Below are 413 nucleotides of genomic sequence, written 5' to 3' on the forward strand. Positions count from 1 at the left end.
ATTCTCAAGATCATCGGCCGCGTCCGCTGCAACATCGTCATTTCAGGCGGTACCGGCTCGGGCAAGACGACGCTGCTCAATTGCCTGACCAACTACATCGACCGCGACGAACGCGTCATCACCTGCGAGGACTCGGCCGAACTGCAATTGCAGCAGCCGCATGTCGTGCGCCTGGAAACCCGCCCGCCCAACCTCGAGGGCGAGGGTGAGGTGACCATGCGCGATCTGGTCAAGAACTGCCTGCGCATGCGGCCCGAGCGCATCATCGTCGGTGAAGTGCGCGGACCTGAAGTGTTCGACCTTCTGCAGGCGATGAACACCGGCCATGACGGCTCGATGGGCACGATCCACTCGAACAGCCCGCGCGAATGCCTGAACCGCATCGAATCGATGATCGCGATGGGCGGCTACAC

The 413-nt window shown here is 62.2% G+C and carries 1 protein-coding gene; it reads left to right on the forward strand.

Annotated elements, in window-relative coordinates:
- Window positions 1-413 (forward strand): ATPase, T2SS/T4P/T4SS family (locus EN749_RS37270; RefSeq protein WP_145991238.1); only part of this gene is annotated, 413 nt, incomplete at both ends.

The sequence above is a fragment of the Mesorhizobium sp. M7A.F.Ca.ET.027.02.1.1 genome, assembly GCF_004022985.1.
In the GTDB taxonomy this organism is placed as follows: Bacteria; Pseudomonadota; Alphaproteobacteria; order Rhizobiales; family Rhizobiaceae; genus Mesorhizobium.